25 protein-coding genes are annotated in these 25291 nt (G+C 61.8%); 1 reads left to right on the forward strand and 24 read right to left on the reverse strand.

Going from position 1 to position 25291, the window contains the following annotated elements; all coding sequences use genetic code 11:
- Positions 1–20: 20 nt before the first annotated feature.
- Genes AC0VX3_RS18975 through AC0VX3_RS18995 form a run of 5 tightly spaced genes read right to left on the reverse strand, consistent with a single transcriptional unit; the run spans position 21 to position 4920 of the window.
- The gene (locus AC0VX3_RS18975; RefSeq protein WP_475521815.1) at positions 21–1091 is read right to left on the reverse strand and encodes a phosphotriesterase family protein; all 1071 of its coding nucleotides are present in this window, start codon (positions 1089–1091) and stop codon (positions 21–23) included.
- 1 nt (position 1092) lies between these two features.
- Positions 1093–2097 carry an ABC transporter permease gene (locus AC0VX3_RS18980; RefSeq protein ID WP_342893964.1) on the reverse strand — a complete coding sequence of 335 codons (1005 nt, stop codon included), beginning with the start codon at positions 2095–2097 and terminating at the stop codon, positions 1093–1095.
- On the reverse strand, positions 2094–2909 hold the full coding sequence (locus AC0VX3_RS18985) for an ATP-binding cassette domain-containing protein (RefSeq protein ID WP_475521816.1): 816 nt from the start codon (positions 2907–2909) through the stop codon (positions 2094–2096). The genes AC0VX3_RS18980 and AC0VX3_RS18985 overlap by 4 nt, the downstream gene beginning before the upstream one ends.
- Positions 2906–3856: an ABC transporter substrate-binding protein gene (locus AC0VX3_RS18990; protein WP_475521817.1), complete on the reverse strand. Its 951-nt coding sequence runs from the start codon at positions 3854–3856 to the stop codon at positions 2906–2908. Before AC0VX3_RS18990 ends, AC0VX3_RS18985 begins: the two co-directional genes overlap by 4 nt.
- Before the next feature lie 38 nt (positions 3857–3894).
- On the reverse strand, positions 3895–4920 hold the full coding sequence (locus AC0VX3_RS18995) for a LacI family DNA-binding transcriptional regulator (RefSeq protein ID WP_342893961.1): 1026 nt from the start codon (positions 4918–4920) through the stop codon (positions 3895–3897).
- Positions 4921–5238: 318 nt separating this feature from the next.
- Here AC0VX3_RS18995 and AC0VX3_RS19000 point away from each other — a divergent pair, with 318 nt between their 5' ends.
- Positions 5239–5430, forward strand: a complete 192-nt coding sequence (locus AC0VX3_RS19000; protein WP_475521818.1) for a hypothetical protein — start codon at positions 5239–5241, stop codon at positions 5428–5430.
- Positions 5431–5534: 104 nt separating this feature from the next.
- On the opposite strand, the gene AC0VX3_RS19005 is transcribed toward AC0VX3_RS19000, so the two are convergent.
- From AC0VX3_RS19005 to AC0VX3_RS19095, 19 genes are all read right to left on the reverse strand, one after another.
- On the reverse strand, positions 5535–6611 hold the full coding sequence (locus tag AC0VX3_RS19005; protein WP_475521819.1) for an ABC transporter ATP-binding protein: 1077 nt from the start codon (positions 6609–6611) through the stop codon (positions 5535–5537).
- 12 nt (positions 6612–6623) lie between these two features.
- Positions 6624–7472 (reverse strand): carbohydrate ABC transporter permease, encoded by an 849-nt coding sequence (locus tag AC0VX3_RS19010; protein WP_342893959.1) that lies wholly within the window; start codon positions 7470–7472, stop codon positions 6624–6626.
- Position 7473: 1 nt separating this feature from the next.
- Positions 7474–8403, reverse strand: a complete 930-nt coding sequence (locus tag AC0VX3_RS19015; protein WP_475521820.1) for a carbohydrate ABC transporter permease — start codon at positions 8401–8403, stop codon at positions 7474–7476.
- Positions 8400–9656 carry an ABC transporter substrate-binding protein gene (locus tag AC0VX3_RS19020; RefSeq protein ID WP_475521821.1) on the reverse strand — a complete coding sequence of 419 codons (1257 nt, stop codon included), beginning with the start codon at positions 9654–9656 and terminating at the stop codon, positions 8400–8402. Before AC0VX3_RS19020 ends, AC0VX3_RS19015 begins: the two co-directional genes overlap by 4 nt.
- Before the next feature lie 43 nt (positions 9657–9699).
- A complete protein-coding gene (locus AC0VX3_RS19025; protein ID WP_475521822.1) occupies positions 9700–10866 on the reverse strand; it encodes an aminotransferase class I/II-fold pyridoxal phosphate-dependent enzyme in 1167 nt (388 codons plus the stop codon).
- Entirely contained in the window at positions 10859–11581 is a 723-nt protein-coding gene (locus AC0VX3_RS19030; protein WP_475521823.1) for a FadR/GntR family transcriptional regulator, read from the reverse strand. Before AC0VX3_RS19030 ends, AC0VX3_RS19025 begins: the two co-directional genes overlap by 8 nt.
- Before the next feature lie 256 nt (positions 11582–11837).
- Positions 11838–12233 (reverse strand): RidA family protein, encoded by a 396-nt coding sequence (locus AC0VX3_RS19035; protein ID WP_475521824.1) that lies wholly within the window; start codon positions 12231–12233, stop codon positions 11838–11840.
- A 56-nt stretch (positions 12234–12289) separates the two neighbouring features.
- Entirely contained in the window at positions 12290–12979 is a 690-nt protein-coding gene (locus AC0VX3_RS19040) for an ABC transporter ATP-binding protein (RefSeq protein ID WP_475521825.1), read from the reverse strand.
- Positions 12976–13755 (reverse strand): ABC transporter ATP-binding protein, encoded by a 780-nt coding sequence (locus tag AC0VX3_RS19045; protein WP_475521826.1) that lies wholly within the window; start codon positions 13753–13755, stop codon positions 12976–12978. Before AC0VX3_RS19045 ends, AC0VX3_RS19040 begins: the two co-directional genes overlap by 4 nt.
- Positions 13748–14731 carry a branched-chain amino acid ABC transporter permease gene (locus AC0VX3_RS19050; RefSeq protein WP_475521827.1) on the reverse strand — a complete coding sequence of 328 codons (984 nt, stop codon included), beginning with the start codon at positions 14729–14731 and terminating at the stop codon, positions 13748–13750. Before AC0VX3_RS19050 ends, AC0VX3_RS19045 begins: the two co-directional genes overlap by 8 nt.
- Complete coding sequence (locus AC0VX3_RS19055) at positions 14728–15648, reverse strand: branched-chain amino acid ABC transporter permease (protein WP_348150553.1); 921 nt, start codon at positions 15646–15648, stop codon at positions 14728–14730. Before AC0VX3_RS19055 ends, AC0VX3_RS19050 begins: the two co-directional genes overlap by 4 nt.
- Before the next feature lie 53 nt (positions 15649–15701).
- The gene (locus AC0VX3_RS19060) at positions 15702–16838 is read right to left on the reverse strand and encodes an ABC transporter substrate-binding protein (protein WP_475521828.1); all 1137 of its coding nucleotides are present in this window, start codon (positions 16836–16838) and stop codon (positions 15702–15704) included.
- A gap of 167 nt (positions 16839–17005) precedes the next feature.
- A complete protein-coding gene (locus AC0VX3_RS19065; protein ID WP_475521829.1) occupies positions 17006–18625 on the reverse strand; it encodes a benzoate-CoA ligase family protein in 1620 nt (539 codons plus the stop codon).
- 3 nt (positions 18626–18628) lie between these two features.
- On the reverse strand, positions 18629–19783 hold the full coding sequence (locus tag AC0VX3_RS19070) for an acyl-CoA dehydrogenase family protein (protein ID WP_475521830.1): 1155 nt from the start codon (positions 19781–19783) through the stop codon (positions 18629–18631).
- Entirely contained in the window at positions 19783–20583 is an 801-nt protein-coding gene (locus AC0VX3_RS19075) for an enoyl-CoA hydratase family protein (protein ID WP_475521831.1), read from the reverse strand. The genes AC0VX3_RS19070 and AC0VX3_RS19075 overlap by 1 nt, the downstream gene beginning before the upstream one ends.
- Positions 20576–21055: a MarR family winged helix-turn-helix transcriptional regulator gene (locus AC0VX3_RS19080; protein ID WP_475521832.1), complete on the reverse strand. Its 480-nt coding sequence runs from the start codon at positions 21053–21055 to the stop codon at positions 20576–20578. Before AC0VX3_RS19080 ends, AC0VX3_RS19075 begins: the two co-directional genes overlap by 8 nt.
- Entirely contained in the window at positions 21055–21798 is a 744-nt protein-coding gene (locus AC0VX3_RS19085) for an SDR family NAD(P)-dependent oxidoreductase (protein ID WP_475521833.1), read from the reverse strand. Before AC0VX3_RS19085 ends, AC0VX3_RS19080 begins: the two co-directional genes overlap by 1 nt.
- A complete protein-coding gene (locus AC0VX3_RS19090; RefSeq protein ID WP_475521834.1) occupies positions 21795–24089 on the reverse strand; it encodes a bifunctional salicylyl-CoA 5-hydroxylase/oxidoreductase in 2295 nt (764 codons plus the stop codon). The genes AC0VX3_RS19085 and AC0VX3_RS19090 overlap by 4 nt, the downstream gene beginning before the upstream one ends.
- 136 nt (positions 24090–24225) lie before the next feature.
- A protein-coding gene (locus tag AC0VX3_RS19095; protein ID WP_475521835.1) for an IS630 family transposase occupies positions 24226–25168 on the reverse strand; the annotation gives its coding sequence in 2 pieces (ribosomal slippage) (positions 24226–24831 and positions 24833–25168; 942 coding nt in all).
- Positions 25169–25291: the final 123 nt, after the last annotated feature.

Consider the following 25291-nt stretch of genomic DNA (forward strand, 5'->3'; position numbering starts at 1 on the left):
CCAATCTTGTGTACTTAAGTTCAGGCTGCTGCCTGGAAAACCGATCTGGGGTTGTCACGCAGGAAGACGGTCAGACTATCGTCGTCCAGTCCATGCCGCTTCAGGCGTGGCAGGAAGTGGCGCTGCACATAGCCGTACCCGTTGCCCCCGTATTGGGTGAGCATCATCTTCAGGAAGACGTCATGGGAGAGCAGGATCCGGTCCCGGTATCCCTCGTCCACCAGCTTGACGATCGCGGCCGCGGCCTGGTCATCGCTCGGGCACTGCACCTGCTGGTCGGCATAGAAGAAATCCATTCCGATCATGTCGTATTCGATGAAAGCTCCCCGGGAGGCGAGTTCGCTCTGATACGTCAGGTCGTCCCACGAAGGGTTCATGTGACACAACACGGTGTGGCGGAAGTCCACGCCTTCTTCCGCGACGAGGTCAAGAACCTCGTGACCGAGGCGGAGCCAGCCGGGCAGATGGATCATCAGCGGAAGTCCCGTGCGCACATGGGCCTGGGCAGCACCGCGCAGGGATTTGCGTTCGGCGGCGGTGAAGGCCGCGGAGACACCGATTTCGCCGATAAGTCCTATCTTCAGACCGGTCCCGTCCACACCGTCAACGGCTTCAGTGACGATCTCGTCCGCGATCTGTTCGATGGACATGTCCGCCAGTCTCGCCGGATGCGACCCATCCAGATAGAAACCGGCACCCATGACGATGTTGAGACCGGTCGCCTTGGAGATTCGGGCGAGTGCTTCCGGATTCCGGCCAATGCCCTGACAGGTCGGCTCGACGACAGTGTTGCCGCCCTGCCGGGCAAACGCCGCCAGTTCGGTGATGGCCAGACGTTCGTCGTCCAGCGAAATATTGTCCTTGTTCACGAAGGGGTCCTGGCGCAACTCGCCGAGGATCTCCGTGCAGACAAAACTGTCGGCCAGATACTGGCGGTCCCGGGTACGGGGCGGGTTCCACCAGCAGCGGCAGTCGTTGAGGATATGCTCGTGCATCAACGTGACGCCGAGCTGTTCCACCGGGATGGGGCCCTGAACACTCATGACCTGTCCGGAGCCCACATGGCCAGGAGAAAGTTCCGTCTTGCTCATGTCAATTCCGCTTCTTGCCGCCAAACCGGAAATTGGTGGTGAATATCCGGGTGTTCAGCCAGATGGCCAGCAGGATGATCGCACCGGTTACTATCTGGGTGAAGAATGGCGAGATATGCATCAGGATCAAGCCGTTGCCGATCACCGCAATCGTCAGGGTGCCAAGCACCGTACCGATCATCGTTCCCCGTCCGCCCATGAGTGAGGTTCCGCCGAGAACAACCGCCGCGATGACCTGCAGCTCGAAACCGACCGCCGCATTGGACGACCCGGAGCCGAGGCGGGCCGAGATCAGAATCGCGGCAAGCGCGCAGGCGAACCCCGATACCATGTACACGGATGCCACGATCCACTTGGCCGGCATGCCGACCCGGCGGGCCGCCTCCAGATTGGACCCCACGGCGACAACCTGACGGCCGTATTTGGTGACCGAGATCACCACAAACCCGGCAATCGCGACCAGAATTCCCAGAATGGCGGGAAAGGGCATGCCGAAGAGTTCGCCCCGACCAATGAAAAAGAAGCCGGGAACGTCACGGATCGGAATGGAATAGCCCTGGGTCAGATAAAGGGCAAAGCCGCGCAGGATGGACAGGCCTGCCAGTGTGACGATGAAGGCGGGAATACCCTGATAAGAGACAAACCAGCCCTGCATCAGACCGATGACGCCTCCAAGAACCAGCATCGCGATGATGACAAGCGGCCAGGGCACTCCCAGAGCCAAAACGATCGCGGCAATTGCATTGATCAGTGCCACCATAGATCCCACGGAGAGATCGATGCCGCCCGTCAGAATAACGAGGGTCATGGCAATCGCCACGACCAGGATCGGCGCGGCCTGGCGCACGATGTTCAGGACATTGCCGACGGAGAAGAATGTCGTCGTCATGAGAGAGAAGAACACGACACAAACCACGAAAAAGAAGGCGATGGACAGGACCTGGGCATGCTCACCGAGGAAATCGGCGAACGGATGCCCTTTGGTACGCTCGGTGTAGACCGTCAATGTCTTTCCTCTCCGACAATCAGTTTCACCAGATCTTCCAGATCGGTGTCAGCTATGTTGCGTTCGGCCACCTTGGTTCCCTCGTACATGACCGCAATGCGATCGCAGACGCGGAAGAGATCCTGCAGGCGATGGGTGATGAGCACGACGGCAACACCCCTGGCCTTGACGCGGTTGATGAGGGACAACACCGCTTCCACTTCCGCAACCGCGAGCGCCGAAGTCGGTTCGTCCATGATCAGAACCTTGGGCTGGAAGGACGCGGCGCGGGCGATGGCAATTGCCTGACGCTGGCCGCCGGACAGTTTCTCCACCTTTGCGGTGAGGCGCGGAATGCGGATTTCAAGGGAATCCAGCATCTTCCGGGCTTCCTCGATCATTTTCTTGCGGTCGAGAAAAGGCCCTTTGGTCAGTTCTCGTCCCAGAAATAGATTACCCACCACATCGATGTGGTCGCACAGGCTGAGGTCCTGGAACACCATTTCGATGCTGCTTCGCCGTGCCTCCGCCGGACCGGAAAAACGCACGGTCTTGCCATTCAGCGTGATGGTTCCCTCATCGGGGATATGGGTTCCCGAAATGATCTTGGAGAGCGTCGACTTGCCGGCGGCATTGTCGCCCACCAATCCGAGGCATTCGCCGGGATAAAGATCCAGGTCGACCCCGCGCAGAGCCTCATGAGAGCCGAAGGTCTTGCGGATACCGCGCAACGATACAGCCGGCGCAGTGGCGGCCGCCATGCCGACTGACCGGGGATCGCTGGGATCCCCGGTGCCGCCAACAGCGGTAGATGGCTGTTGGTCATCGATCATTTAAATGTGTCTCGGTAAGGATCGACGTTCGCTTTGGTCACGATGGTTACGGGGATGTCGATGCCCTTCTCGACGGTGCCGCCGGATGTGATCTTGTCCAAAGCCTCGACGGCGGCAACACCTTCCCCTTTCGGGTCCTGTTGAACGACGGCGGCGACATAGCCTGCATCGATGCCGGAAATGGCCTGAGCCGTCAGGTCCCAACCGAAGATCTTGATGTCGTCCTGTTTGCCCTGGCTTTCAACGGCTGCGATCGCGCCCAGAAGAGCCGGTTCACCGGTGGCATAGATGGCGGTCAGATCCGGATTGCCGGTGATCAGGTTTTCTGACGCCGTCAGAGCGTTGTCCTGAATGTTCTGGCCATCGACAACACCCGCGACTTCAATGCCGTCCTTGTCCTTGATCACGTCCTCGAAGCCTTTCTGACGCAGGTTCTGGATGAACGAGTTCAGGGCTCCGACGATGCCAACCTTGGCCTTGCCGTCCATATCGCTTTTCACGTAGTCGACAAAATAAGCGCCCATGTCCGCGCCAGCTTGACCGTTGTCGACACCAATCTGTGCCTTTTGCGGGCCTTCCGGAAGGACCGCGTCGATGGCGACCACCGGAATACCGGCTTCGCTGGCGGCTTCAACGGCCGGCATGATGCCATTGACGTCAATGGCGACGACGATGAACCCGTCGACCTTCTGGGTGATGTAGGTTTCCATCGCGCTGTTCTGCGCCGAAGGGTCGTTGTTGGCATTGAAGATCACCAGCTTGTCGCCGCTCTTGTCAGCAGCTTCCTGAGCACCTTCATTGATCTGATTGAAGAACAGCGCCTGCTGATTGATCTGGATAAGCGCGTATGTCTTGTCTTTTGCAAAGGCAGGAGCTGCACCGAGGCAGGCCAGCGCCGTTGTCGCGGCGAGAGCAGCACCGAAAGTCCTGCGGGTGAGAGATCTCATTGTTTGATAGTCCTCTGTTAGGTGGTGGTGCGTTGCTTTTATTTTTTCGCCGGAGGTGCAACAGAATCCCGTACGACGATTTCAACCGGCAGCAGTTCTTCCGACGCTATAGGGGCGTCCCGCTGCCAATCGGTATCCATGAGAAGAGAGAGGGCGCGCTGGCCCAAAGCACGCACAGGCTGACGGATTGCAGTCAGAGGCGGCCCGAAAAGGTGTAACGGGCCGACGTCGTCAAATCCGATGACGGACACGTCGGCCGGGATTGAAATACCGCTTTCCCGGAACACCTCGATCAGCCCGATGGCGATTTCGTCCGACGCCGCGAAGATGGCGGTTGCTGGCTGGTTGTCAGCGATGAAACGGCGCGCTGCCTCCCGCCCGAATTCAATGGTGTAGGCGCCGACGTAACGATCGATCACAGCCCTGTCGCCGAAATCTTGCTGTAGCGCGCGTTCAAGTCCCTTGTAGCGCCGCTGCGTGGAGATCATCTCCTCGGGACCTCCGATATAAAGTACCCGCTGGTGACCGAATTCCGCCAGATGCCGGCCGACCTGAAAGCCGCCGTTCTCGTTGTCGCAAAAGAGCTTGGGGACGGTCGCAAGCGGGACGTCTTCATCGACCACCACGACCTTTCCCGTGCGATTGATCAAAGCCGCCAGGTCTCCGTTGTCCGGGTGATTGGTCACAAAGACCAGGCCGTCCACGTGGTTCCGCTCGATCCGGCTCAAATAGGCCAGTTCCCTGTCCGCACGGTTGAGGGTGGCATAAAGGGTCACTGCCAAACCGCGGCTGTCTGCGGCTTCTTCAACCGCCGCAACCAGAGTGCCGAAAAAGGGATTGGCGATGTCCGGAACCACCAGACCGATCGTATCCGTCTGACCGCGGCTCAATCGCCGGGCATGGGGATTGGGCTCGTACTCGAGGCGGGCAATGGAAGATTCTATGCGCTTTTTTGTGGAGTCCGGCAGGTCGAGTTTGCCATTCAGGAAGCGCGAAACAGTTGTCACGGAAACGCCTGCTTCCTTGGCTACATCCTTCAGACTTGTCGTTCTTCGCTCGGCCATGTTTGTCTCGTAAAGCGATTTAGTAAATCGGTTTACAAAGCCTCTTCCATATATTTATCGCTGTCAATTGGATTCCCGTTGCGTCGCAGATGAAAAAACAGGCATGCCCGGGAAAAAGGCCTCAGAGGCCCTGCGCTCGAGGAGAATCCGTTACCAGCAAAGGGCTTTCGATGGGCATCGCGAAAGTCGTGCGTGTTGGTCTGATGCCATAACGCTCGATGCCGCGTTGCGGTTTGCCGGAGTCTTGAGCAGATATTCTGTCTTGGGCAGACGCCTGTTCGTTTGCACTCATTCGAGGCGTCAGGGCTCAGGCCACAGGTGTCGGCGACCCGTGCCGCGCTGGCAACCCGGATCGAGAGCGGCGACAATCTGCGCCAACGCTTCGTTGAACCTTGTGCGATGAAGGCACCGCGAAGTCCGGTCAATTCGTCGAACTGGCACGCCTATGCCTGCGCGCAGAGCGCTGTCAGCCGGCTGGCCTGCGAAACCTGGAATTGCTCGGCAAACTGAGTGCGCCAACAGGAGACATGCCGATCGCGCAAGACCGGTCCTGCAGCTGTGCCTGCTTCAATTGGCGGCGAAGATCTGAGCGCAATGGTCAGGTTGCAAGCGGGTCAGACCTGCGTAGCTGGCTTAGGCAAACTGCGACCCGCGCCATCGAACAGATGGGCCTTTTCCAGGTTTATGGCAATGCCCACGGCATCCCCCGACTTCAGCGGAAAATGGCCATGCTCGCGCACCAGCACCTGGCCGATCCCCGGGACATTGGCATGTATGTTGGTGTCCGAGCCCAGATGCTCCACCAGTTCGGCGCTGCCGATCATGTGCGCCCTTGCCGGAGCAACAATGTCGAGATGCTCCGGCCGCACGCCGAGCTCCTTCGCGCGCCCCTGACTTTCGCTCAGGCCGAGCGGCAGGGCCGTTCCGTCCTTCAGCAGAATGCCGTTACCGCCCGGCTCGATTTCCAGGATGTTCATGGTCGGCGAGCCGATGAACTGCGCGACGAACTTGTTGGCCGGCCGCTCATAGAGGTCGAGCGGCGTTCCCACCTGCTGGATGTCGCCGCCATTCAGGACGACGATCCGGTCCGCCAGCGTCAGCGCCTCGACCTGGTCATGGGTCACGTAGATCATGGTTGCCTTCAGACGCTGGTGCAGGCGGGCGATTTCCAGGCGCATCTCGACGCGCAAAGCTGCGTCGAGGTTCGAGAGCGGCTCGTCGAACAGGAAGGCGCTCGGGTCACGCACGATGGCCCGGCCCATGGCCACCCGCTGGCGCTGGCCGCCGGAAAGCTGTTTGGGCAGCCGGGCGGTCAGGCTGCTCAGCCCCAGCGCGCCGGCCGCGTTGCCGACCTTGTCGTTACGCTCCGCCGCTGCAGCCTTGCGGATTTCAAGCGAGAAGCCCATGTTCCGGGCGACATCCATATGCGGATAGAGCGCATAGGACTGGAACACCATGGCCATGTCGCGGTCGCGCGGCGGCACCTCGTTCATGCGGCGCGTATCGACCCGGAACTCCCCGTCCGTGATCGGCTCCAACCCGGCGATCATGCGCAGAAGGGTCGACTTGCCGCAGCCGGACGGGCCGACCAGCACGATGAATTCGCCGTCCTCGATCTCCAGGTTGATGTCGCGCAGGACTTCAACGGGACCGTAATTCTTGGCGATGTTCTGAAGTTCGATGCGAGCCATGAGCCGGGTCCCCTACCCCTTGACGGCGCCAGAGGTGAGCCCCTGGACCAGATAGCGCTGGATGAAGATGAAGAACAGGCAGGACGGCACCAACGCGAGCACGCCGGCCGCCATCATCTGCCCCCAGTCGACCGAAAATTTCGAGACGAAGGTCAACAGCCCGACCGGGAAGGTCATGGTGTCGTTGGAATTGATCAGCATGAGTGCGAACAGCAGTTCGCTCCAGGCGGCGGTAAAGACAAAGCCGAGAGTTGCGGCCAGCCCCGGCAGGGTCAGCGGCAGGATGATCTTCCTGAGCGCCTCGAACCGGGTGCAGCCGTCGATCATGCCCGCTTCCTCCAGATCCTTGGGAATGCCGTCGAAGAACGACTGCATCAGGAAGGTGGCGAAGGGAATGTTGAAGGCCGTGTAGACGATGATCAGGCTGGTCAGTGAGTTCAGGAGGCCGACTGCGGCGACGATCTTGTAGATCGGCGCGATGATCATCAGGAGCGGAAACATCTGGGTGATCAGCATCAGGGCCACCACGAGCCGCTTGCCGCGGAAATCGAAGCGCGAGAAGGCATAGCCTGCCGCCGCAGCGACACAGGTCGTGACGGCCGCCGTGACCAGCGAGACGATCACACTGTTCCTGAAATAGGCCAGGAAATCGGTCGCGAGCAGGACGGTCCGGAAGTTCTCGAAAGTGACCGAACTGGGGAACAACGCCGTTCCTTCCGAATAGATCAGCTTGTCCGGCGTGATGGCGATCTTCGCCAGCCAGTAGAGCGGGAACAGGGCGAAGCCGACATAAAGGGCCAGAGCCAGGTACTTTCCCGTGACCGCCAGCGGCGAGTTTTTTCGGAGCGTTCTCAGGGACATCTCAGATCCTGACCAGCTTGCGGCGCAACACCAGCAGGATGACGGCATACAGCATCAAAAGGGCGAGCAGCGCGACCGCGATCGCCGAGGCGTAGCCGAAATCCAGTTTCCGGAAGGCGGTGGTGAAAATGTAGGTCGACAGGATCTGCGTGGAATTGGCAGGCCCGCCGCCGGTCATGACGAAGATGAGATCGGCGAAATTCGCGATCCAGATCGTCCTCAGCATGACGGTGATGGCGATCATCGGCGCCAGGAAGGGCAGCGTGATCTTGGTGAAGGACTGCCAGGGCGTGGCACCGTCGATTTCCGCGGCCTCGTAGAGCTCGTTCGGAATCGATTGCAGGGCGGCCAGGAGAGTGATGGCGAAAAACGGAATGCCGAACCAGACATTGGCGGTGACCGGGCCCCACATGGCCAGGTCCGGGTCGCCCAGAATGTTGAACGGTTCGGGAAGAATGCCGAGCGCGGCGAGCCAGTGCGGCAGCGGTCCGATGGTCGGGTTGAACAGCCAGGCCCAGGTCAGGGCCGACAGGAAGGTCGGCACGGCCCAGGGCAGGAACACCAGCGCCTGCACGAGGCGCTTGCCATGAAACTGCGTGTTGAGAAGCAGAGCCAGGCCAAGGCCCAGAAAGAACTGGAAGAAGATCGAGCCCAGCGTCCACCAGAAGGTGTTGGTCAGTGCCAGCCAGAATTTCCGGTCGCTCCACAGCGCCTGGAAGTTGTCGACTCCGACCCAGCCCGACTGAAACGGGCGCAGCAGGTTGACGGACTGGAAGGCGTAGGAGATCCCGATCACCAGCGGAACCAGCATCACCAGGCCGATCAGGACGAGCGCCGGCGAGATATAAAGATACGGTTCCACCATGTAGCGGAGATAGAAGGAGGGCCGCGCCCGGGAAGTCCCGGGCGCGGTTGATTTTGCGGAATTCATTGCGCGGCTTTCCAGCGGCCGTATTCTTCCGTCAGGAACGCGGCCCATTGATCGGCCATCTCCTGGGCACTGATCTGGCCAAGCAGGGCTTCCTGGCTGGTCTCAAGTGCGACGGAATCGGCGAAGTAACCGAACTGTTCCAGATAGGTCGGCATCACCGTCGGGATGTAGGCCTCCCCGTTCAGGGTTTCGAACCAGCCGGCGAACTGTTCGGTCTTGAAGTGCGGGTCCTGCTCGGCGCCTTCGTGGATCGGAATGACCCCGACACGCTTCGCCCAGTCCTTGTTGGCTTCCGGGCTGGCAAGATGCGCGATCAGCTTCCAGGACAGGTCCTCGTTGTCCGTGTTGTCGAACATCGCCCATCCCGCGAAACCGATGGTCGGGAAAGCCTTGCCCGCCGGACCGACCGGCATCGGAACAACGGCGAAATCATCCGCTTCCATGCGTTCGGCCACCGCGATCAGCGCATCCGGATCCTGATCCAGGAACGCACAGGTGCCCGAATAGAAGCCGGCGACAATCTCGTTGAAGCCCCAGCTGACCGAATCCTTCGGTGCGTAGCCGTTCTGATACATGTCGATCAGGAACTGGATGCCTTCCACCGAACCCGGCTGGTTGAGCGTGCTCTTGCCGTCCGCGTCGAAGAAGGTGTTGCTGCCGTTCATGGTGGCGGCCATCATGATCCAGCCGTTGAGGCCGCCGGGGCCGCCGCGCAGGCAATAGCCGTATTTGCCGTCCAGTTCGGAAACCGCCTTCGAGGCCGCCATGAAGTCTTCCATGGTCTTCGGCGGTCCTTCGACGCCCGCTTCCGCAAGCAGTTTCTTGTTGTAGAACAGGGCGCGCAGGTAAAAGCCGTAGGGTATCATCCGGGCGGACTTGCCGTCCGTCTGGCGGCCCATGTCCAGGGTCTTCTGGGTCAGGGTATCGCCGTGTTCCCAGTCGGCGATGCGGCTGTTCAGGTCGACAAGCCTGTCCTTGTAGATCCCCGCCCAGCGGTCCGGCATTTCCACGACATCGGGAATGTCGCCGCCGGCCACCATGGTGGCGAATTTCTCGAAGGCCTGTCCCCATGGCAGCGAGACGATCTCGACCTCGGTGCCCGGATTGGCTGCCTCGAAAGCATCGACCTGGCCTTGCAGCACCTTGGTGCGTTCCGGGCTGGTGATGACTTCCACCAGCTTCAGGGTTTCCGCGCCGGCCACCGTGCCCGACAGAAACGCCAAAGCGCTAATTGCTCCTATCAATCCCCTCATGATCAACTCCACTTGCTGAAAGGTTTCGTTCTGGTCGCGCCGCTTATGATCGGGCGCTTGTGCTCAGGGCCGCTTCGAAATCGGCCCAAAGATCGTTCGGGTCTTCCAGACCCAGGCTCAGGCGCAGGACTCGGTCCGACACGCCGAAACGCTGCATGGAATTCTGTTCGCCGGCCTGGGCCAGGCCGATCCGGGTCGGCAGCACCAGGCTTTCGAAGCCGCCCCAGCTGACCCCCAGCCGGAACAGTTTCAACGCGTCCGCCAGGCGCGGAATATCAACGCTTTCGTCCAGTTCAAGCGACATCAGTCCGGACCGGCCGGTCAGGCCCGGAACCGAATTCGGGCCGGGTGAGAGCACCGCGGAGACTTTGGGATGGGCCGACAGCCTGTCGACAAAGATGTTCGCCGTTTCCTGGTGCTGGCGCATGCGCGGCCCAAGGGTGCGCAGCCCGCGGGTCAGGAGAAACGCCTCGAAGGGCGCCAGCTTGCCGCCGAGCAGCGTCAGGGTGAGATCCCGGATGCGGCCGATCAGATCGGTGCCCGCAACGACAACGCCCGCGACCGTGTCCGAATGGCCGGACAGGTATTTGGATGCCGAGTGAACAACGATGTCGATACCAAGGGTCAGCGGACGCTGAAACAGCGGCGTCGCCCAGGAATTGTCGACCACGGTCAGCGTGCCGTGCCGTCTGGCATGGGCGGCAACGGCTGCCAGATCCAATGTCTGGAACACCACAGAATTCGGGCTCTCCAGATAGGCGAGCCTGACGCCCTTGAGCAGATCCGGATCGTTCTGAAATTCTTCCATCGAATGATAGGTCACGCCAATACCGAACGGGCGCAGCATTCGCTCGAACAGGCGGTAGGCATCCGGATAGACATGTTCAATGCAGGCGATCCGTTCACCCGGACGCACAAAGGCCAGCACCGTTGACGAGATTGCGGCCATGCCGGAGGCGAAGCCAACCGCGGCTTCGCCTTCTTCCGCTTTCGCCATCAGGTTTTCGAAGGCAGCCACCGTCGGGTTCTGGACGCGCGTGTAAAGCGGGTCGCCCGAGCGGCCGGCCATGCGGTCCTCGAACGCCTTGTAGCTGTCGAAGGTGAACAGCGACGTTTGCACGATCGGCGGTGCGACCGCGCCGCCGAACCCGGAAGCTGCCGCGGCCAGCATGGTCTCGATCGAATATCCGCCCGGCTCAGCGTCAGCCATCGTGTTCCTCTGAAATCTTCTGGGTTTCGATGCACACCATGTCGATGATGGTCGCGGTCAGCTCGGCGGCCCTGTTCTCGTCCCCGGCAATGATCGCGTCGGCGAGCGGCCTGTGAAGCGGTATGGTTTCCTGACCGAGATGGGCCTTGCCGAATGGGGTATCGTAGATGCCGTGAAAGGCCTTCTGGATCTCTGCGATGAACTGCCTGAACAGCGGATTGCCCGTGGCCTCGTGAACGGCATCGTGAAAGCGGTGGTCCGCCGGCCGCCAGTCCTCGCCGGCCTCAAAAACCGCCATCAGCTCCGCCACGCGGGCATTGATGATCCTGCGCTGCTCCGGGGTCGCCTGACGCGTGGCGATCCGGACCGCCTCGATTTCAAGCGGACGGCGCACCTGCTGCATGCGCAACAGGCTTTGCGCCTCGTGCTTGATCGTCAGGGCGACGCGCAGCGTGTTTCTCGAAATTTCCGCGATGAGCCGCGTGCCGGCACCCTTGTTTCGGCTGACGACGCCCATGCTTTCCCATGTCTTCAGGGTTTCGCGAATGGTCGAGCGACCGAAGCCGAGACGCCGCACCAGCTCAAGCTCGGGCGGCAGGCGGTCGCCAACCTTGAGCCCCTCTTCCTCGATCAGGGTGATCAGGGCTCGCGGCACGTCCCGCGGACCTTCGGTCCGGCCTGCGTCGGGAGCTTTCTGGAGGGCATTTTCGGGCATCAGGTGGGGAGCGCCTTTCTCGTTAGCCCGCCAACGATACCACTTTGTCTGACAATGTAAACATTATGTCTGACATAATTTTTGCGAGTCAAAATCCCGATGTAACTTACTGATTTATTTATCTTAAGGAAAAAACCTGGCGACGCGTTTGACCCACGTCACCGTGTCAGATGCACGGAATCGGACATCCGGTTTCACAAAACAAAACAGCCCGGCACATTGCCGGGCTGCGTTTAGGTGACTGATGGAAAAGCGATCAGCCGATCTGGGCAGTTGCCTCGATCTCGATCAGCGCTTCGTCCTCAATGAGACCGGCGACGACCACAACGGACATGGCCGGAAAATGGCGGCCGAAGACCCGGCGGTAAGCCTCGCCGACGTCCTTCTGCCGCGCCAGGTATTCCTGCTTGTCGGTGATGAACCAGGTCAGCCGCGCAATGTCGGCAACCGTGCCGCCCGCTTCTTCCACGATGGCGGCGATGTTGGCGAGCGTCTGTTCCATCTGGCCGACAAAATCGCTGGTCTCGAAGACCTGGTCCTTGTTCCAGCCGATCTGGCCGCCGATGTGCAGGGTCCTGCCCTGTGTCAGCATCCCGTTCGCATAGCCTCTGGCAGGCGCCCAGCCTTCCGGTTGAATGGTTTTGAGCGTCATTGATCCTGACTTTCCTTGAGTTGCTGCATCTTGACCTGACCGGAGAGAAACACGGCTCATACTCCGATATAGCCGGCGGTGACGTTGTCCGTGAGCGCGTCAACCGATCCGGTCCAGACCGATTTTCCGCGCTCCAGAATGGTCGCCCGGTCGCACACCTGACGCAATTCCCGGATCGACTTGTCGATCACCAGGATCGCGAGACCGGTCTCGGCCTTGAGTTGCCGGACCACGGCCCAGATCTCCTGCCGGATCACCGGTGCAAGGCCTTCGGTGGCCTCGTCCAGGATCAGGAGCCTGGGATTGGTCATCAGCGCCCTGCCGATGGCGAGCATCTGCTGTTCTCCGCCCGACAGCGACCCGGCCCGCTGGCCGCGCCGTTCCCCGAGACGCGGGAACAGACCGGTCACCCGTTCGAAGGTCCAGTCTCCCTTGCGCGCGGCGGCGATCAGGTTTTCCTGAACACTGAGATCGCGGAAACACCGGCGGCCTTCCGGCACCAGCCCGAGCCCGAGCCGCGCGGCCTTGTGGCTCGGCAGGCGCGACAGGTCGTGGCCATCGAAGCTCAGTGTTCCGTCGGCTGCCAGCATCCGGCAGATGCATTTGACAGTGGTCGACTTGCCCATGCCGTTGCGCCCCAGCAGCGCCAGCACCTCACCCTCGTTGATCTCCAGATCGACGCCGAACAGCGCCTGGCTGGCGCCATAGGAGGCGGTGACACCGGACAGTTTCAACAGTGCGCTCATGCCTCGTCTCCCAGGTAGGCTTCCCTGACGGCGGCATTGGCGCGGATCTCGTCGACCGTGCCGGTGGCGATCACCTCGCCATAGACCAGGACGCTGATCCGGTCGGCCAGCGAAAAGACCGCGTCCATGTCGTGTTCGACCAGGAGGATCGGCGCCTCCTGGCGCAAGGCGTCGAGAAAACCGGTCAGGGTCCTGGAGCCTTCCGCGCCCATGCCGGCCATCGGTTCGTCCATCACCAGCGCTTTTGGGTCCAGCGTCAGGGCGACGGCAACTTCCAACTGGCGGCGCTGGCCGTGGCTGAGTTCGGCGGTGCGCATGCGCGCCTGATCCTGAAGGCCGACCCGTTCGAGTGCCTGTTCCGCGCGCGCCCGCAGCGCGCCGTCCTTCAGCGCGTTGCCGAAGAACCGCCAGGGCTTGCCGCTCGACCCGAGAACCCCGAGCAGCGCGTTCTGCAGAACCGTGTCCTCCATGGCCAGCGCGGAGATCTGGAATGTCCGCCCCAGACCGGCGCGGGCGCGTGTGCGGGTCGGCACATCGGTGACGTCCTGGCCAAGCAGATGCACGGATCCGGCATCGGGTTTCAGCGTGCCGCAGATCTGGGCGATCAGCGTTGATTTGCCGGCCCCGTTCGGTCCGATGACGGCGTGTATTTCACCCGGCAGCAGATCGATAGAGATGTTCCGGCTGGCGCGCAGCGCACCGAAGCTCTTGCTGATCCCTCTTGTTTCCAGAACCGGGATTTCAGGGACAGGAGCCTGAACAACAGCATCAGTCATGAACCGCCTCCCGTCCGCAGATCATGCCGATCAGACCGCCCCTGCCGAACAGCACGATGACCAGCAGCAACAGCCCGAGCCAGATGTGCCAGAAATCGCTGAGACCGCCGAGCCAGTGCTCCAGGGCGACGAAAACCAACGCGCCGACCACAGGACCGAACAGGCGCCCGACACCGCCGAGGATCACGAAGATCATGATCTCGCCGCTGGTCTGCCAGCTGAACATGGTCGGGCTGACAAAGCGGTTGAGATCGGCGAAGAGCGCACCTGCCAAGCCGGTTATGGCTCCGGAGAGCACAAAGGCCACCAACTTGAGGCGGACCGGATCGAGCCCGACCGTTTCCACGCGCACCGGCGCCTGGCGCGCGGCGTTGAGCGCAAGACCGAAGGGCGATCCCGCCAGACGCCAGGCGAACACCAGCACCACGCACAGCAACCCGAGGCACAGCCCGTAAAACTGGATCAGATCCAGCGTGTTGAGGCCCGGAAAATTGTTGCGGACATAGATCGACAGACCGTCCTCGCCGCCATATTCGGCCCAGGAGATCGCGAAGAAGAAGAACATCTGTCCGAAGGCCAGGGTGATCATGATGAAATAGACACCTGCCGTCCGGAGCGACAGGATGCCGATCACCAGCGCGGCCAGCGATGACACCAGCACGGCTGCCAGCCAGATCACCGGCATCGACTTGGTACCCTCGATCAGGACCGGCCACTCGCTGAGCGCAGTGTAGGTCTGGGCGTGGTGGGCCAGAATACCCATGGCATAGCCGCCGAGACCGAAGAACACCGCGTGCCCGAGACTGACCAGCCCGCCGAGGCCGAGCGCGATGTTGAGGCCAACCGCCGCGATGGCGAAAATGGCGGCCCGGGTCATCAGCGTGATGGTGAAGGGCTCGTCGGCGACAAGGGCCCAGAGCGGGATTGCGACGAGGGCCAGGAGCGTCGCGGCGTTGACGTACCGTTCGGGGATCATGCGCGCGCTCCGAAAAGTCCGGCGGGCCGCAGGATCAGCACCGCGGCCATCAGGATGTAGATCGCCATGGAGGCGAGCGAGGACCCGACGGAGGTCGCGGTCGACGGATCGAGAACGAGTTTCAAGAGCTCCGGCAGGAAGATGCCGCCGAGCGTGTCGGTCAGTCCGACCAGGATCGCCCCGATCAGCGCTCCCTTGATGGACCCGATGCCGCCGATGACGATGACCACGAAGGCCAGGATCAGCACCGGTTCGCCCATACCCACCTGGACCGACTGGATGGCGCCGACCAGGGCCCCGGCCAGACCGGCCAGGGCCGCGCCGAGCGCGAACACGATGGTGTAGAGACGCGCGATGTCGACACCGAGAGCGGCGATCATCTCGCGGTCGTTCTCTCCGGCGCGGATCTGGACGCCCAGACGGGTCCTGGATATCAGCAGCCACAATCCGACCGCGACCAGAAGCCCGACGACGATCAGGGCCAGCCGGTAGAGCGGGTATTCGATCCCTCCCGGCAGCGTGACCGGTCCGGACAGGGCTTCCGGAACATTCAAAAACAGCGGAAAGGACCCGAAAATCCAGCGTGTGCCTTCCGAAAAGATCAGGATCAGCGCGAAGGTCGCGAGCACCTGGTCGAGATGGTCCTTGCCGTAGAGACGCCGGATGACAACCAGTTCCACCAACGCACCGGCGAGCGCCGCCCCGGCAAGCGCGGCCACCAGGGCAAGCAGGAACGATCCCGTCGCCGCTGCAACCGCCGCGGCGCAGAACGCCCCGATCATGTAGAGCGAACCGTGCGCGAGATTGATCAGTCCCATCACGCCGAAGATGAGGGTCAGTCCGGCGGCCATCAGAAACAGCATGATGCCGAATTGCAGGCCGTTGAGAACCTGCTCAAGGAGCAATATCAGTGACATGAAATTCCCACCTGACGGGCCGGCGCAAAACACGCCGGCCCGGGGTCAATACGTTACATGCTGCACTCGGACCAGTAGGCATCGGCGTGGCTGGTCAGCGCCGTGCCGATGGTCCTGTTGGTGTAGACGTTACCTTCCTTGATCACCTCGCGGACATGGATGTCCTGGATCGGGTGATGGTTGGGACCGAACCGGAAGTTGCCGCGCGTCGACTTGAAGTCGGCTTCCTCCAGCGCCGCGCGGAACGCGTCGGCATCACTCACGTCCGCCTTGGCCATTGCCGACAGCAAGAGGTTGGCCGTGTCGAACCCCTGGGAGGCATACAGCGACGGCAGCCGGCCGTATTCGGCCTGGAACGTCTCGACAAACGCCTTGTTGGTCGGATTGTCGATGTCCTTGTTCCACTGGCTGGTGTTCTTCACGCCCAGCGCGGCATCGCCGACCGCCTGCAGGATCCCCTGGTCGAACGAGAACGCCGGACCGACCACCGGCAGGTCGACACCTGAATCCTTGTACTGCTTCAGGAATGAGATCCCCATGCCGCCCGGCAGGAAGAAGAACACGCTGTCGGCCCCCGACGCGCGGATCTGCGCGATCTCGGATGCGTAGTCGGTCTGGCCGAGTTTGGTATAGACTTCACCGGCCAGGTCGCCCTTGTAGAAGCGCTTGTAGCCGGTCAGCGCGTCCTTGCCGGCCGGATAGTTCGGCGCCAGGATGAAGCTGTTCTTGAAATCCTGGAAATTGGCATAGGCCCCTGCGCCTTCGTGCAGGTTGTCGTTCTGCCAGGCGACGTTGAAATAGTTCGGATGGCAGCCCTTGCCCGCCAGCGCGGAGGGACCCGCATTCGGTGACAGGTAGAACTTGCCCTGCGCGGTCACGGACGGGATCACCGCCATGGCCAGGTTCGACCAGATGATCCCGGTCAGGACGTTGACCTTTTCCGACTGGACCATCTTGTCCGCCAGTTGCACCGCGATGTCCGGCTTGCGCTGGTCGTCCTCGATGACGACCTCGATGTCCGTGTTGCCGGACTGTTTCACCGCCAGCATGAAACCGTCGCGCACGTCGATCCCGAGACCGGCACCGCCTCCCGATAACGTCGTGATCATGCCGACCTTCACAGGTTCGGCCTGGGCACCGGAAAGACCGATCGCCAGAGCCGCCGTGGCAGCCATAAGTGTGAATTTCATCTGTTGCTCCTCTTGGTCTAGGACCTGCTGTTCCCGTTCAAGTCAAAGTGCCGCCTAGCTTCATTGTTCGAGTTCGGTCGGCGTCGGGGCGTTGTTGTTATTCCCGCGCGCCCCGCACGGGTGTCCTTTCTGTCTCTGGCCTGTCTCAGGCCAGTCTCAGACCAGCCTCAGGCATCCGGACGCAGCCGGAAGCGCTGGATCTTGCCGGTTTCGGTTTTCGGCAATGTCTCGGTAAACACGATCGAACGCGGATACTTGTAGGGCGCGATCGTTGCCTTCACGTGATCCTTCAAGGCCTTGTCGAGATCTTCTGACGCTTCGCTGCCGGCGGCCAAAACCACGTGAGCCTGAACGATGGCGCCCCTGCTCTCATCGGAAACACCGATCACGGCGCATTCCAGGACGGCCGGATGCGCCAGCAACGCGGCCTCCACCTCCGGGCCCGCGATGTTATACCCGGCGGAGATGATCATGTCGTCGTTGCGGGCGGCGAAATGCAGATGGCCGTCCGCGCTCATGGAAAAGCTGTCGCCGGTGATGTTCCAGCCCTCGACCACATAGTCATTCTGGCGCTCATCGGCGAGATAACGGCAACCGGTCGGACCGCGCACCGCGAGCCGGCCGACCTCTCCGGCCGGCACAGGCTGGCCGTCCTCGCCGATGATCCTGACCTCGTAGCCGCTGACGGGTTTTCCCGTGCAGGCCGGCTGATGATCCTCGAACCGGTTGGAAATGAAGATGTGCAGCATTTCGGTGGCACCGATACCGTCGAGCATCGGCTTTCCGGTCTTCGCCTTCCAGGCATCGTAGACGGGTGCCGGCAGGGTCTCGCCGGCCGAAACCGCAGCCCGCAGCGAGCTCAGGTCCGCACCCGCGTCCATTGCCTGCAGCATGACCCGGTAGGCGGTCGGCGCAGTGAAGCAGACGGTGGCTTTGTATTTTTCGATCATCTCGATCATGTTCGCCGGTGTGGCGGCTTCCAGAAGCGTTGCCGCCGCGCCGAACCGGAGCGGGAAAATCGCCAGGCCGCCGAGACCGAAGGTAAAGGCGAGCGGCGGCGACCCGATGAAGACATCCTCCGGTGTCACGTTGAGGACTTCCTTCGCATAGCCGTCTGCGATGATCAGCAGGTCCCGATGGAAATGCATGGTCGCCTTGGGTGTTCCGGTCGACCCGGACGTGAACCCCAGCAGCGCGACATCGTCGCGCCCTGTCGGCACGGCGTCGTAGCGGACGGACTTTTCCAGTGCCAGCCGGTCCAGCTCGGCATCGTGATTGGACGTGCCGTCGAAACCGACGACTTTTTTCAGGACCGGCGACGACTTTGCACAGGAGACCATCTCGTCCATCAGACGCGTATCGCAGAGAGCGAACTCGATTTCCGCCTTGTCGACGACCTTGGCGAGTTCCCCTGCCCGCAGCATCGGCATGGTGTTGACGACAACCGCGCCGGCCTTTGTGGCCGCGAGCCAGCAGGCGACCATGGCCGGATTGTTGGCCGAGCGTATCAGCACCCGGTTGCCGGGCTTCACGCCCAGATCCTCGGTGAGCGCATGAGCCAGGCGGTTGGTCCAGTCGGCCAGTTCCTTGTAGGTGCGCCTGCGGCCGTTGCCGATCAGCGCCGTGTGATCGCCCATCCCTTGGGCGACCAGCCTGTCGGTGAATTCAACGCCTGCATTGAGACGCTCCGGGTAGGAAAACCCGTCGAGCAGGAAATCGGGCCACGTGCTCTCGGGCGGCAGATTGTCCCGCGTGAAGGTATCGATATGGGCGGAGGGACCTAGCATGGATCAGTCTCCCTGGAAGGCGCCAAGCGTCTGGCGCGCGATGATGATTTTCTGGACGTTCGAAGCCCCCTCGTAGATGCGCAGGGCGCGGATCTCCCGGTAGAGTTTTTCGACCGCCGAACCGGAACGTACGCCGTCACCGCCATGAAGCTGCACGGCCTTGTCGATGACCGCCTGCGCCTGATCGGTGGCGAACAGTTTGGCCATGGCCGCTTCGCGGGTGACGCGCGGCGCTCCGCTGTCCTTGGTCCAGGCGGCCCGGTAGACCAGCAGGGCGGCCGCATCGATGTCGAGGGCCATATCCGCGATGTGGCCCTGCACCAGTTGCAGGTCGAACAGCGGCGCCCCCCCGATTTCCCGCGTGATCACACGAGAGAGGGATTCATCCAGTGCCCGCCTGGCAAAGCCGAGCGCGGCAGCGGCAACCGTCGAGCGGAAGATGTCGAGCACCGACATGGCGATCCGGAACCCCGCCCCCGGCGCGCCGAGGAGATTGGCCTTCGGGACCCGGCAGCCCGTGAACCGCAGGGACGCGAGCGGATGGGGAGCGATCGTTTCCAGGCGTTCGGCGACTTCGAACCCCGGCAGATCAGGCGTCACGATGAAGGCCGACAGGCCCTTCGCGCCCGGCCCCTCGCCGGTCCGTGCGAACAGGGTGTAGACGTTGGCAATGCCGCCGTTCGATATCCAGGTCTTCTCGCCATCCAGCACATAGGCATCGCCGTCATCCGTGGCGGTCATGGTGGAGTTGGCGACATCGGAGCCCGATTTCGGCTCCGTGAGCGCAAAGGCCGAGATGGCCTTTCCGGACCGTGTCTTCGGCAACCAGTCGGCCTTCTGGGCGTCGGTGCCGAACAGCGAGATCGCACCGGTGCCAAGACCCTGCATGGCGAAGGCGAAATCCGCGAGGCCGTCGTGACGCGCGAGCGTTTCGCGGATCAGACACAGGCTGCGGACATCGAGAACCCCGTCCCCGGCCCCCGAGTGCTGCAGAAATCCGGCCTTGCCCAGCCGTGCGACCAGATCCCGGCAGGCCATGTCCGTATCGCTGTGATCGGCAGGCACCAGATTTGCGTCTGCCCAGTTTTCCAGATCCTCGGACAGCGCACGGTGCGTGTCGTCGAAAAACGGCCAATGCAAGAAGGATTTATCCGACATCAGTCCCCCTTGAACACCGGCTTTTCCTTTTTCACGAACGCCTCATAGGCGCGGCGGAAGTCATTGCCCTGCATGCAGATCGCCTGGGCCTGGGCTTCGGCCTCGATGGCCTGTTCCAGGGTCATGGACCATTCCTGGGCCAGCATGGTCTTGGTCATGGAATTGGCGAAGGTCGGGCCGGCTGCAATGCGCCCGGCCATCTCCAGCGCGGCGCTTTCGAGCTCGGCTGCCGGTACGACGGAGTTGAAGAAGCCCCAGGCGTGGCCCTCCTCCGCCTTCATCGAGCGGCCGAGATAAAGAAGTTCCGCGGCCCGGCCCTGGCCGATGATGCGCGGCAGGATCGCGCAGGCGCCCATGTCACAGCCGGCAAGGCCGACCCGGTTGAACAGGAAGGCGACCTTCGCCTCGGGGGTGGCGATGCGCAGATCGGCGGCCATGGCCATGATCGCCCCGGCCCCGGCGCAGATGCCGTCGACGGCGGCGATCACCGGCTTGCCGCAATTCAGCATGGCTTTTACCAGATCGCCGGTCATGCGGGTGAAGGCCAGAAGCTCCTTCATGTTCATTTTCGTCAGCGGGCCGATGATGTCATGCACGTCGCCGCCGGAACTGAAGTTGCCGCCATTGGGCAGGATCACCACCGCATGAACGTCTTCGGCATAATGCAGGTCCCGGAACCAGTCGCGCAGTTCCGCGTAGCTTTCGAAGGTCAGCGGGTTCTTGCGTTCCGGCCGGTCGAGCGAAATGCGTGCGATTCCGCCGTCGATGTCGCACCTGAAATGCGTCACATTCTCACCCATTGACTGCCTCCTCCTGGTTTTGACGGTTCAGGACCGTGTCGAGCCGCGCCGACAGCGCGTCGATGTCCTCAGGCAGCCAGCCGTCCAGAAGGTCGTTGATCCAGTTTTCATGATGGCTGGCAAGGTCCGCGAACGTGTCCCTGCCCTTTTGTGTGAGCCGGGCCTGCTGGGCCCGCCGGTCGCCGGGCACGGCCACCCGCACGGCAAGCCCTTCTTCGGTCAACTTGTCGACAATGCCGGTGACATTGCCGTTGGAGACCTTCAGATACGTGGACAGGTCCGACATTTTCAGCCCGTCGGGAAACCTGGCCAGCGCGGACATGACGTTGAAGCGCGGCAACGTGGTGCCATGCTGCTCGCGCAGGTTCCGGCGGATTTCCGCCTCGATGCCGTTGACGGATTTCAAAAGCTTCAGCCAGAGGCGGAGACGCGCCTTGGACAAATGTTCGTTTGCAGGGCCGGGATCCGGCATCACAGTTCTCCTCCCGCCAGGGTCAAGGCCTGTCCGTTGACGGATCTTGCACCCTGCGAACACAGGTAAAGCGCGGCTTCGGCCACTTCCGAGACCTGGATGAACCGTCCCTGCGGATTGTCGGCCTTGAGTGTATCGGCGGCCGCCTCGCGGGTCATGCCGGTCTTGTCGACGATCAGATCGATGGATTTTTCCAGCATCGGCGTGTCGACGAAGCCGGGGCAGATCGCATTGACCGTGATGCCGGTCCTGGCCAGCTCGCGCGCCAGCGATCGGGTCAGGCCGACGACCGCATGTTTGGCCGCGCAATAGCCGCTGACATAGGGATAGCCTCTGAGCCCTGCGGTCGAGGCGATCGCGATCATGCGTCCCCAGCCGCGGTCCTTCATGTCGTCAAGGGCTGCCTGCCAGACATTCGAGGTGCCGAAGAAATTGACCGCGAGCATGGCCTCAAAGTCTTCCGGGGAGGTCTTCGCAAACGGCTTGCTGGTGGCCGCGCCCGCATTGGCGACGACCACGTCGACGGGACCATGCTCCTGGCGGGCGGCGGTCATGGCCGCGCGGACGGCATCCGCATCGGTGACGTTGCAGACCTGACAGGACAGCTTCTGTTCGGCCAGCTTTGTTGCAGTGCGCCCGAAGATCGTGACCTTCGCACCTTTTTCGGCAAAGAGCTGCGCGCAGGCGGCGCCGACGCCGCTGCCACCGCCGGTGACGACGATATGACGGTCCTTCACGCTCATACCTTTTCCATCTCCGCTTCGCGGTCGGCAAGACGCCAGAGCTGATCGCGACCGGGCTGATAAGGCTTGGGCCAGTCGGACGCATCGCGGTCGCCGATCCTGGCGCCTTCATGGAAGGTCCAGTAGGGATCCGCCAGATGGGGCCGGCCGACGGCAACCAGATCCGCCCGTCCGGCCATCAGGATCGAGTTGGCGTGATCGGCCTCGAAGATGTTGCCGACCGCCATGGTCGGCAGTCCGCCCTCATTGCGGATCCGGTCGGAAAATGGCGTCTGGAACATGCGCCCGTAGACCGGCTTCGCTGTGGGCGTGGTCTGACCGGCGGACACATCGACCAGGTCGACACCGGCGTCCCGGAACATGCGTGCAATCTCGACCGCCTCGTCCGGCGTCACGCCTTCATCGCCGACCCAGTCGTTCGCGGAAATGCGCACGGACATCGGCTTTTCCTCCGGCCAGACAGCGCGCATCGCCCCGAAGACTTCCAGCGGCCAGCGCATGCGGTTTTCCAGAGATCCACCGTAAGCATCTGTGCGCACGTTGGAAACCGGAGATATGAAGGAGGACAGCAGGTAGCCGTGGGCGGCATGAAGTTCGATCATGTCGAAACCGGCGCGCTCGGCCATTTCAGCCGCGGCCACGAACTGGCCCTTGATGTCGTCCATTTCGGCCTGTGTGATTTCGCGCGGCACGGCATTGCCGTCCGACCAGGGAATGGCGGAGGCCGAGACCAGCTCCCAGTTGCCGTCCGTCAACGGCTGATCCATGCCTTCCCAGCCGATCCGGGTCGAGCCCTTGCGGCCGGAATGACCGATCTGGCAACAGATTTTCGCATCGGTCTCGGCATGGACAAAATCGGTCAGGCGCTTCCAGGCAGCCTCGTGTTCGGGTGCATAGAGGCCCGGGCAGCCGGGTGTGATCCGCCCTTCCGCGCTGACGCAGGTCATCTCGACGAAGACAAGGCCCGCACCGCCTTTCGCGCGCTCGCCATAATGCACCAGATGCCAGTCGGTGGGCGCACCGTCGACCGCCTTGTACTGCGCCATCGGCGAGACGACGATGCGGTTCTTCAGTTCCATTGCGCGCAGGCTGAACGGCGTGAACATGGGCGTGCGCACCGGTGCCTCGGGAGAGACACCCGCCTGGTTCATGAACCAGCGCTCTGCCGATTGCAGCCATTGCGGGTCACGCAGGCGCAGGTTTTCGTGGCTGATCCGCTGGGACCGGGTCAGCATGGAATAATTGAACTGCACCGGGTCGAGATGCAGATAGCGTTCGACATGCTCGAACCACTCCAGCGAGTTGCGCGCGGCCGATTGCAGGCGCAGCACTTCCAGGCGGCGGTCCTGTTCATAGCGGGCGAAAGCCGAGGCCATGTCCCGTTCGTTGTGCAGACAGTCCGCCAGGGCGATCGCGGATTCCACGGCAAGTTTCGTGCCTGAACCGATGGAAAAATGCGCCGTTGCCGCGGCATCACCCAGCAGCACCACGTTCTCGTGGCTCCACTTCTCGCACAGAACCCGCGGGAAACGGATCCAGGCGGAACCACGGATGTGGTTGGCGTTGGTCATCAGGGGATGGCCGCCGAGATGGTCCTTGAAGATCTCCTCGCACACCCGGATGCTGTCCTGCTGGCTCATCTCGCCGAAGCCGAAGGCGTCATAGGTGTCCTGGGCGCACTCGACGATGAAGGTCGCCGTGTCGTCATCGAACTGGTAGGCATGCGCCCAGACCCAGCCGTGCTCGGTTTCCTCGAAGATGAACGTGAAGGCGTCGGCGAATTTCTGGTGCGTGCCGAGCCAGACGAACTGACACAGCCGCTCTTCGATATCGGGCTTGAACGTGTCCTGGTAGAGCGTCCGTGTCCTGGAATTCAGGCCGTCGCTGGCAACCACCAGATCGTAGTTGTTGCAATAGTCCTCGGCGCTGTCGGCATTGGTCTCGAATTTCAGATTGATGCCGAGTTCGCGGGCCCGGTCCTGCAGCAGAAGCAGCAGCTTCATGCGACCGATGCCGCAGAAGCCGTGGCCGGTGGAGACCAGCCGCTCACCGCGCAGATGCAGGGCGATGTCGTCCCAGTAGGCGAAATTCTCGCCGATGGCCTTCGCGCTGACCGGATCGTTGGCGGCGAGGTTCTGCAGGGTCTCGTCGGAGAGCACCACACCCCAGCCGAATGTATCATCGGCCCGGTTGCGCTCGATCACGTCGATCTCGTGGGACGGATCACGCAGTTTCATCGAAATGGCGAAATAGAGACCGGCAGGTCCTCCACCAAGACAAGCTATGCGCATGTGACCCTCCGTGTTGTGACAGGATCAGCGAACCACAGAGGAGAATTTATTTCAAGTCTGAAACTTCAAGCTTGAAATAATTTTGTCGAATGCAGCGAACAGTCGAAAGCACCCCCGCCCCTAGAGCGTTTCATGTTTAGACGGAATCATATCCGGCGTTTGTGATATAGTTTGCACACTCGCCTGGCTGAATATCTGCGACGAGGGCGCCGACGTGTCGCCAAGTGTCTTCTATTGAACGTTTCTGAGCAGTTCGCATCCAATGCTTAATTTTGGCAAATGCTTGTTCGATTGGATTGAGATCCGGTGAGTAGGGTGGCAGGAACCAGATCCTGGCTCCGGCGGCCTTGATCAACTGACGCACGCTGGCTGACTTATGACTTCCCAGATTGTCCAGGATTACGATGTCGCCTGTTTTGAGCGTCGGGACGAGGATCTGTTCGACATAGGCGCGGAAGCATTGTCCATTGATCGGACCATCAAAGACACACGGTGCGGTCAGGCCATGCCAGCGCAGCGCGCCGAGAAAGGTCAGTGTGCGCCAGTGACCGTGCGGCGCAAAGCCACGAAGGCGTTTGCCCTTTGCCCCCCAACCACGCAGGGGAGCCATGTTGGTCTTGATCCAGGTTTCGTCGATGAAAACCAAACGTTCCGGGTCAAGACGCCCCTGAAAGGATCTCCAACGCCGCCGCCTTCGCGCGACGTCATTGCGAGCTTGCTCAAGAGCAAACAGTGTTTTTTTTGAACCGGAGGCCCTCGCGCCGCAAGAACTGCCAGACCGCATTGTGCGAGACCTTAACCCCGCGTGCGGACAGCTCTTCTTTCAGACCATGAAGAGTAAGATGCGGTGTTTGATTGATCCGTTCGATGATGAAGTCACGATACGGCTCCAGAACCGGCTTCCGATAACCACCAATCTGTTTCGGTGCCACCGAGCCCGTCTCGCGATAGCGCTGAGACCACTTCACAACGGAAGACACCGAAACGCCAAAACGCGTGGCAACAGATCGGCAGCTTTCGCCACAAAGAACCGCCGCGACTACCCGCTTGCGAAGATCATTGGAAAGAGGTGCTGTCATGTGATCCTGGCCTCCAAATCCAGCATCAATCTTGAATCACAAATCAAAGAAAATGGGAATCCCTTACGATTCTGAATAAACATGAACCGCTCTAGCCCCTCCCCACAAGGGAGAGGGGACCTA

Source organism: Roseibium sp. QJM3NY_11 (assembly GCF_056173175.1).

What these genes read in the sequence shown, in the direction of transcription:
- AC0VX3_RS19065 (WP_475521829.1), bottom strand. Translation starts at nt 18,625, where the DNA reads ATGCTAGGTCCCTCCGCCCATATCGATACCTTCACGCGGGACAATCTG.
- AC0VX3_RS19050 (WP_475521827.1), bottom strand. Translation starts at nt 14,731, where the DNA reads ATGATCCCCGAACGGTACGTCAACGCCGCGACGCTCCTGGCCCTCGTC.
- AC0VX3_RS19025 (WP_475521822.1), bottom strand. Translation starts at nt 10,866, where the DNA reads ATGGCTGACGCTGAGCCGGGCGGATATTCGATCGAGACCATGCTGGCC.
- AC0VX3_RS19005 (WP_475521819.1), bottom strand. Translation starts at nt 6,611, where the DNA reads ATGGCTCGCATCGAACTTCAGAACATCGCCAAGAATTACGGTCCCGTT.
- AC0VX3_RS18990 (WP_475521817.1), bottom strand. Translation starts at nt 3,856, where the DNA reads ATGAGATCTCTCACCCGCAGGACTTTCGGTGCTGCTCTCGCCGCGACA.
- AC0VX3_RS19035 (WP_475521824.1), bottom strand. Translation starts at nt 12,233, where the DNA reads ATGACGCTCAAAACCATTCAACCGGAAGGCTGGGCGCCTGCCAGAGGC.
- AC0VX3_RS19040 (WP_475521825.1), bottom strand. Translation starts at nt 12,979, where the DNA reads ATGAGCGCACTGTTGAAACTGTCCGGTGTCACCGCCTCCTATGGCGCC.
- AC0VX3_RS18975 (WP_475521815.1), bottom strand. Translation starts at nt 1,091, where the DNA reads ATGAGCAAGACGGAACTTTCTCCTGGCCATGTGGGCTCCGGACAGGTC.
- AC0VX3_RS19070 (WP_475521830.1), bottom strand. Translation starts at nt 19,783, where the DNA reads ATGTCGGATAAATCCTTCTTGCATTGGCCGTTTTTCGACGACACGCAC.
- AC0VX3_RS19060 (WP_475521828.1), bottom strand. Translation starts at nt 16,838, where the DNA reads ATGAAATTCACACTTATGGCTGCCACGGCGGCTCTGGCGATCGGTCTT.
- AC0VX3_RS19015 (WP_475521820.1), bottom strand. Translation starts at nt 8,403, where the DNA reads ATGAATTCCGCAAAATCAACCGCGCCCGGGACTTCCCGGGCGCGGCCC.
- AC0VX3_RS18995 (WP_342893961.1), bottom strand. Translation starts at nt 4,920, where the DNA reads ATGGCCGAGCGAAGAACGACAAGTCTGAAGGATGTAGCCAAGGAAGCA.
- AC0VX3_RS19045 (WP_475521826.1), bottom strand. Translation starts at nt 13,755, where the DNA reads ATGACTGATGCTGTTGTTCAGGCTCCTGTCCCTGAAATCCCGGTTCTG.
- AC0VX3_RS19080 (WP_475521832.1), bottom strand. Translation starts at nt 21,055, where the DNA reads ATGCCGGATCCCGGCCCTGCAAACGAACATTTGTCCAAGGCGCGTCTC.
- AC0VX3_RS19085 (WP_475521833.1), bottom strand. Translation starts at nt 21,798, where the DNA reads ATGAGCGTGAAGGACCGTCATATCGTCGTCACCGGCGGTGGCAGCGGC.
- AC0VX3_RS19010 (WP_342893959.1), bottom strand. Translation starts at nt 7,472, where the DNA reads ATGTCCCTGAGAACGCTCCGAAAAAACTCGCCGCTGGCGGTCACGGGA.
- AC0VX3_RS19055 (WP_348150553.1), bottom strand. Translation starts at nt 15,648, where the DNA reads ATGTCACTGATATTGCTCCTTGAGCAGGTTCTCAACGGCCTGCAATTC.
- AC0VX3_RS18985 (WP_475521816.1), bottom strand. Translation starts at nt 2,909, where the DNA reads ATGATCGATGACCAACAGCCATCTACCGCTGTTGGCGGCACCGGGGAT.
- AC0VX3_RS19090 (WP_475521834.1), bottom strand. Translation starts at nt 24,089, where the DNA reads ATGCGCATAGCTTGTCTTGGTGGAGGACCTGCCGGTCTCTATTTCGCC.
- AC0VX3_RS19020 (WP_475521821.1), bottom strand. Translation starts at nt 9,656, where the DNA reads ATGAGGGGATTGATAGGAGCAATTAGCGCTTTGGCGTTTCTGTCGGGC.
- AC0VX3_RS19030 (WP_475521823.1), bottom strand. Translation starts at nt 11,581, where the DNA reads ATGCCCGAAAATGCCCTCCAGAAAGCTCCCGACGCAGGCCGGACCGAA.
- AC0VX3_RS19075 (WP_475521831.1), bottom strand. Translation starts at nt 20,583, where the DNA reads ATGGGTGAGAATGTGACGCATTTCAGGTGCGACATCGACGGCGGAATC.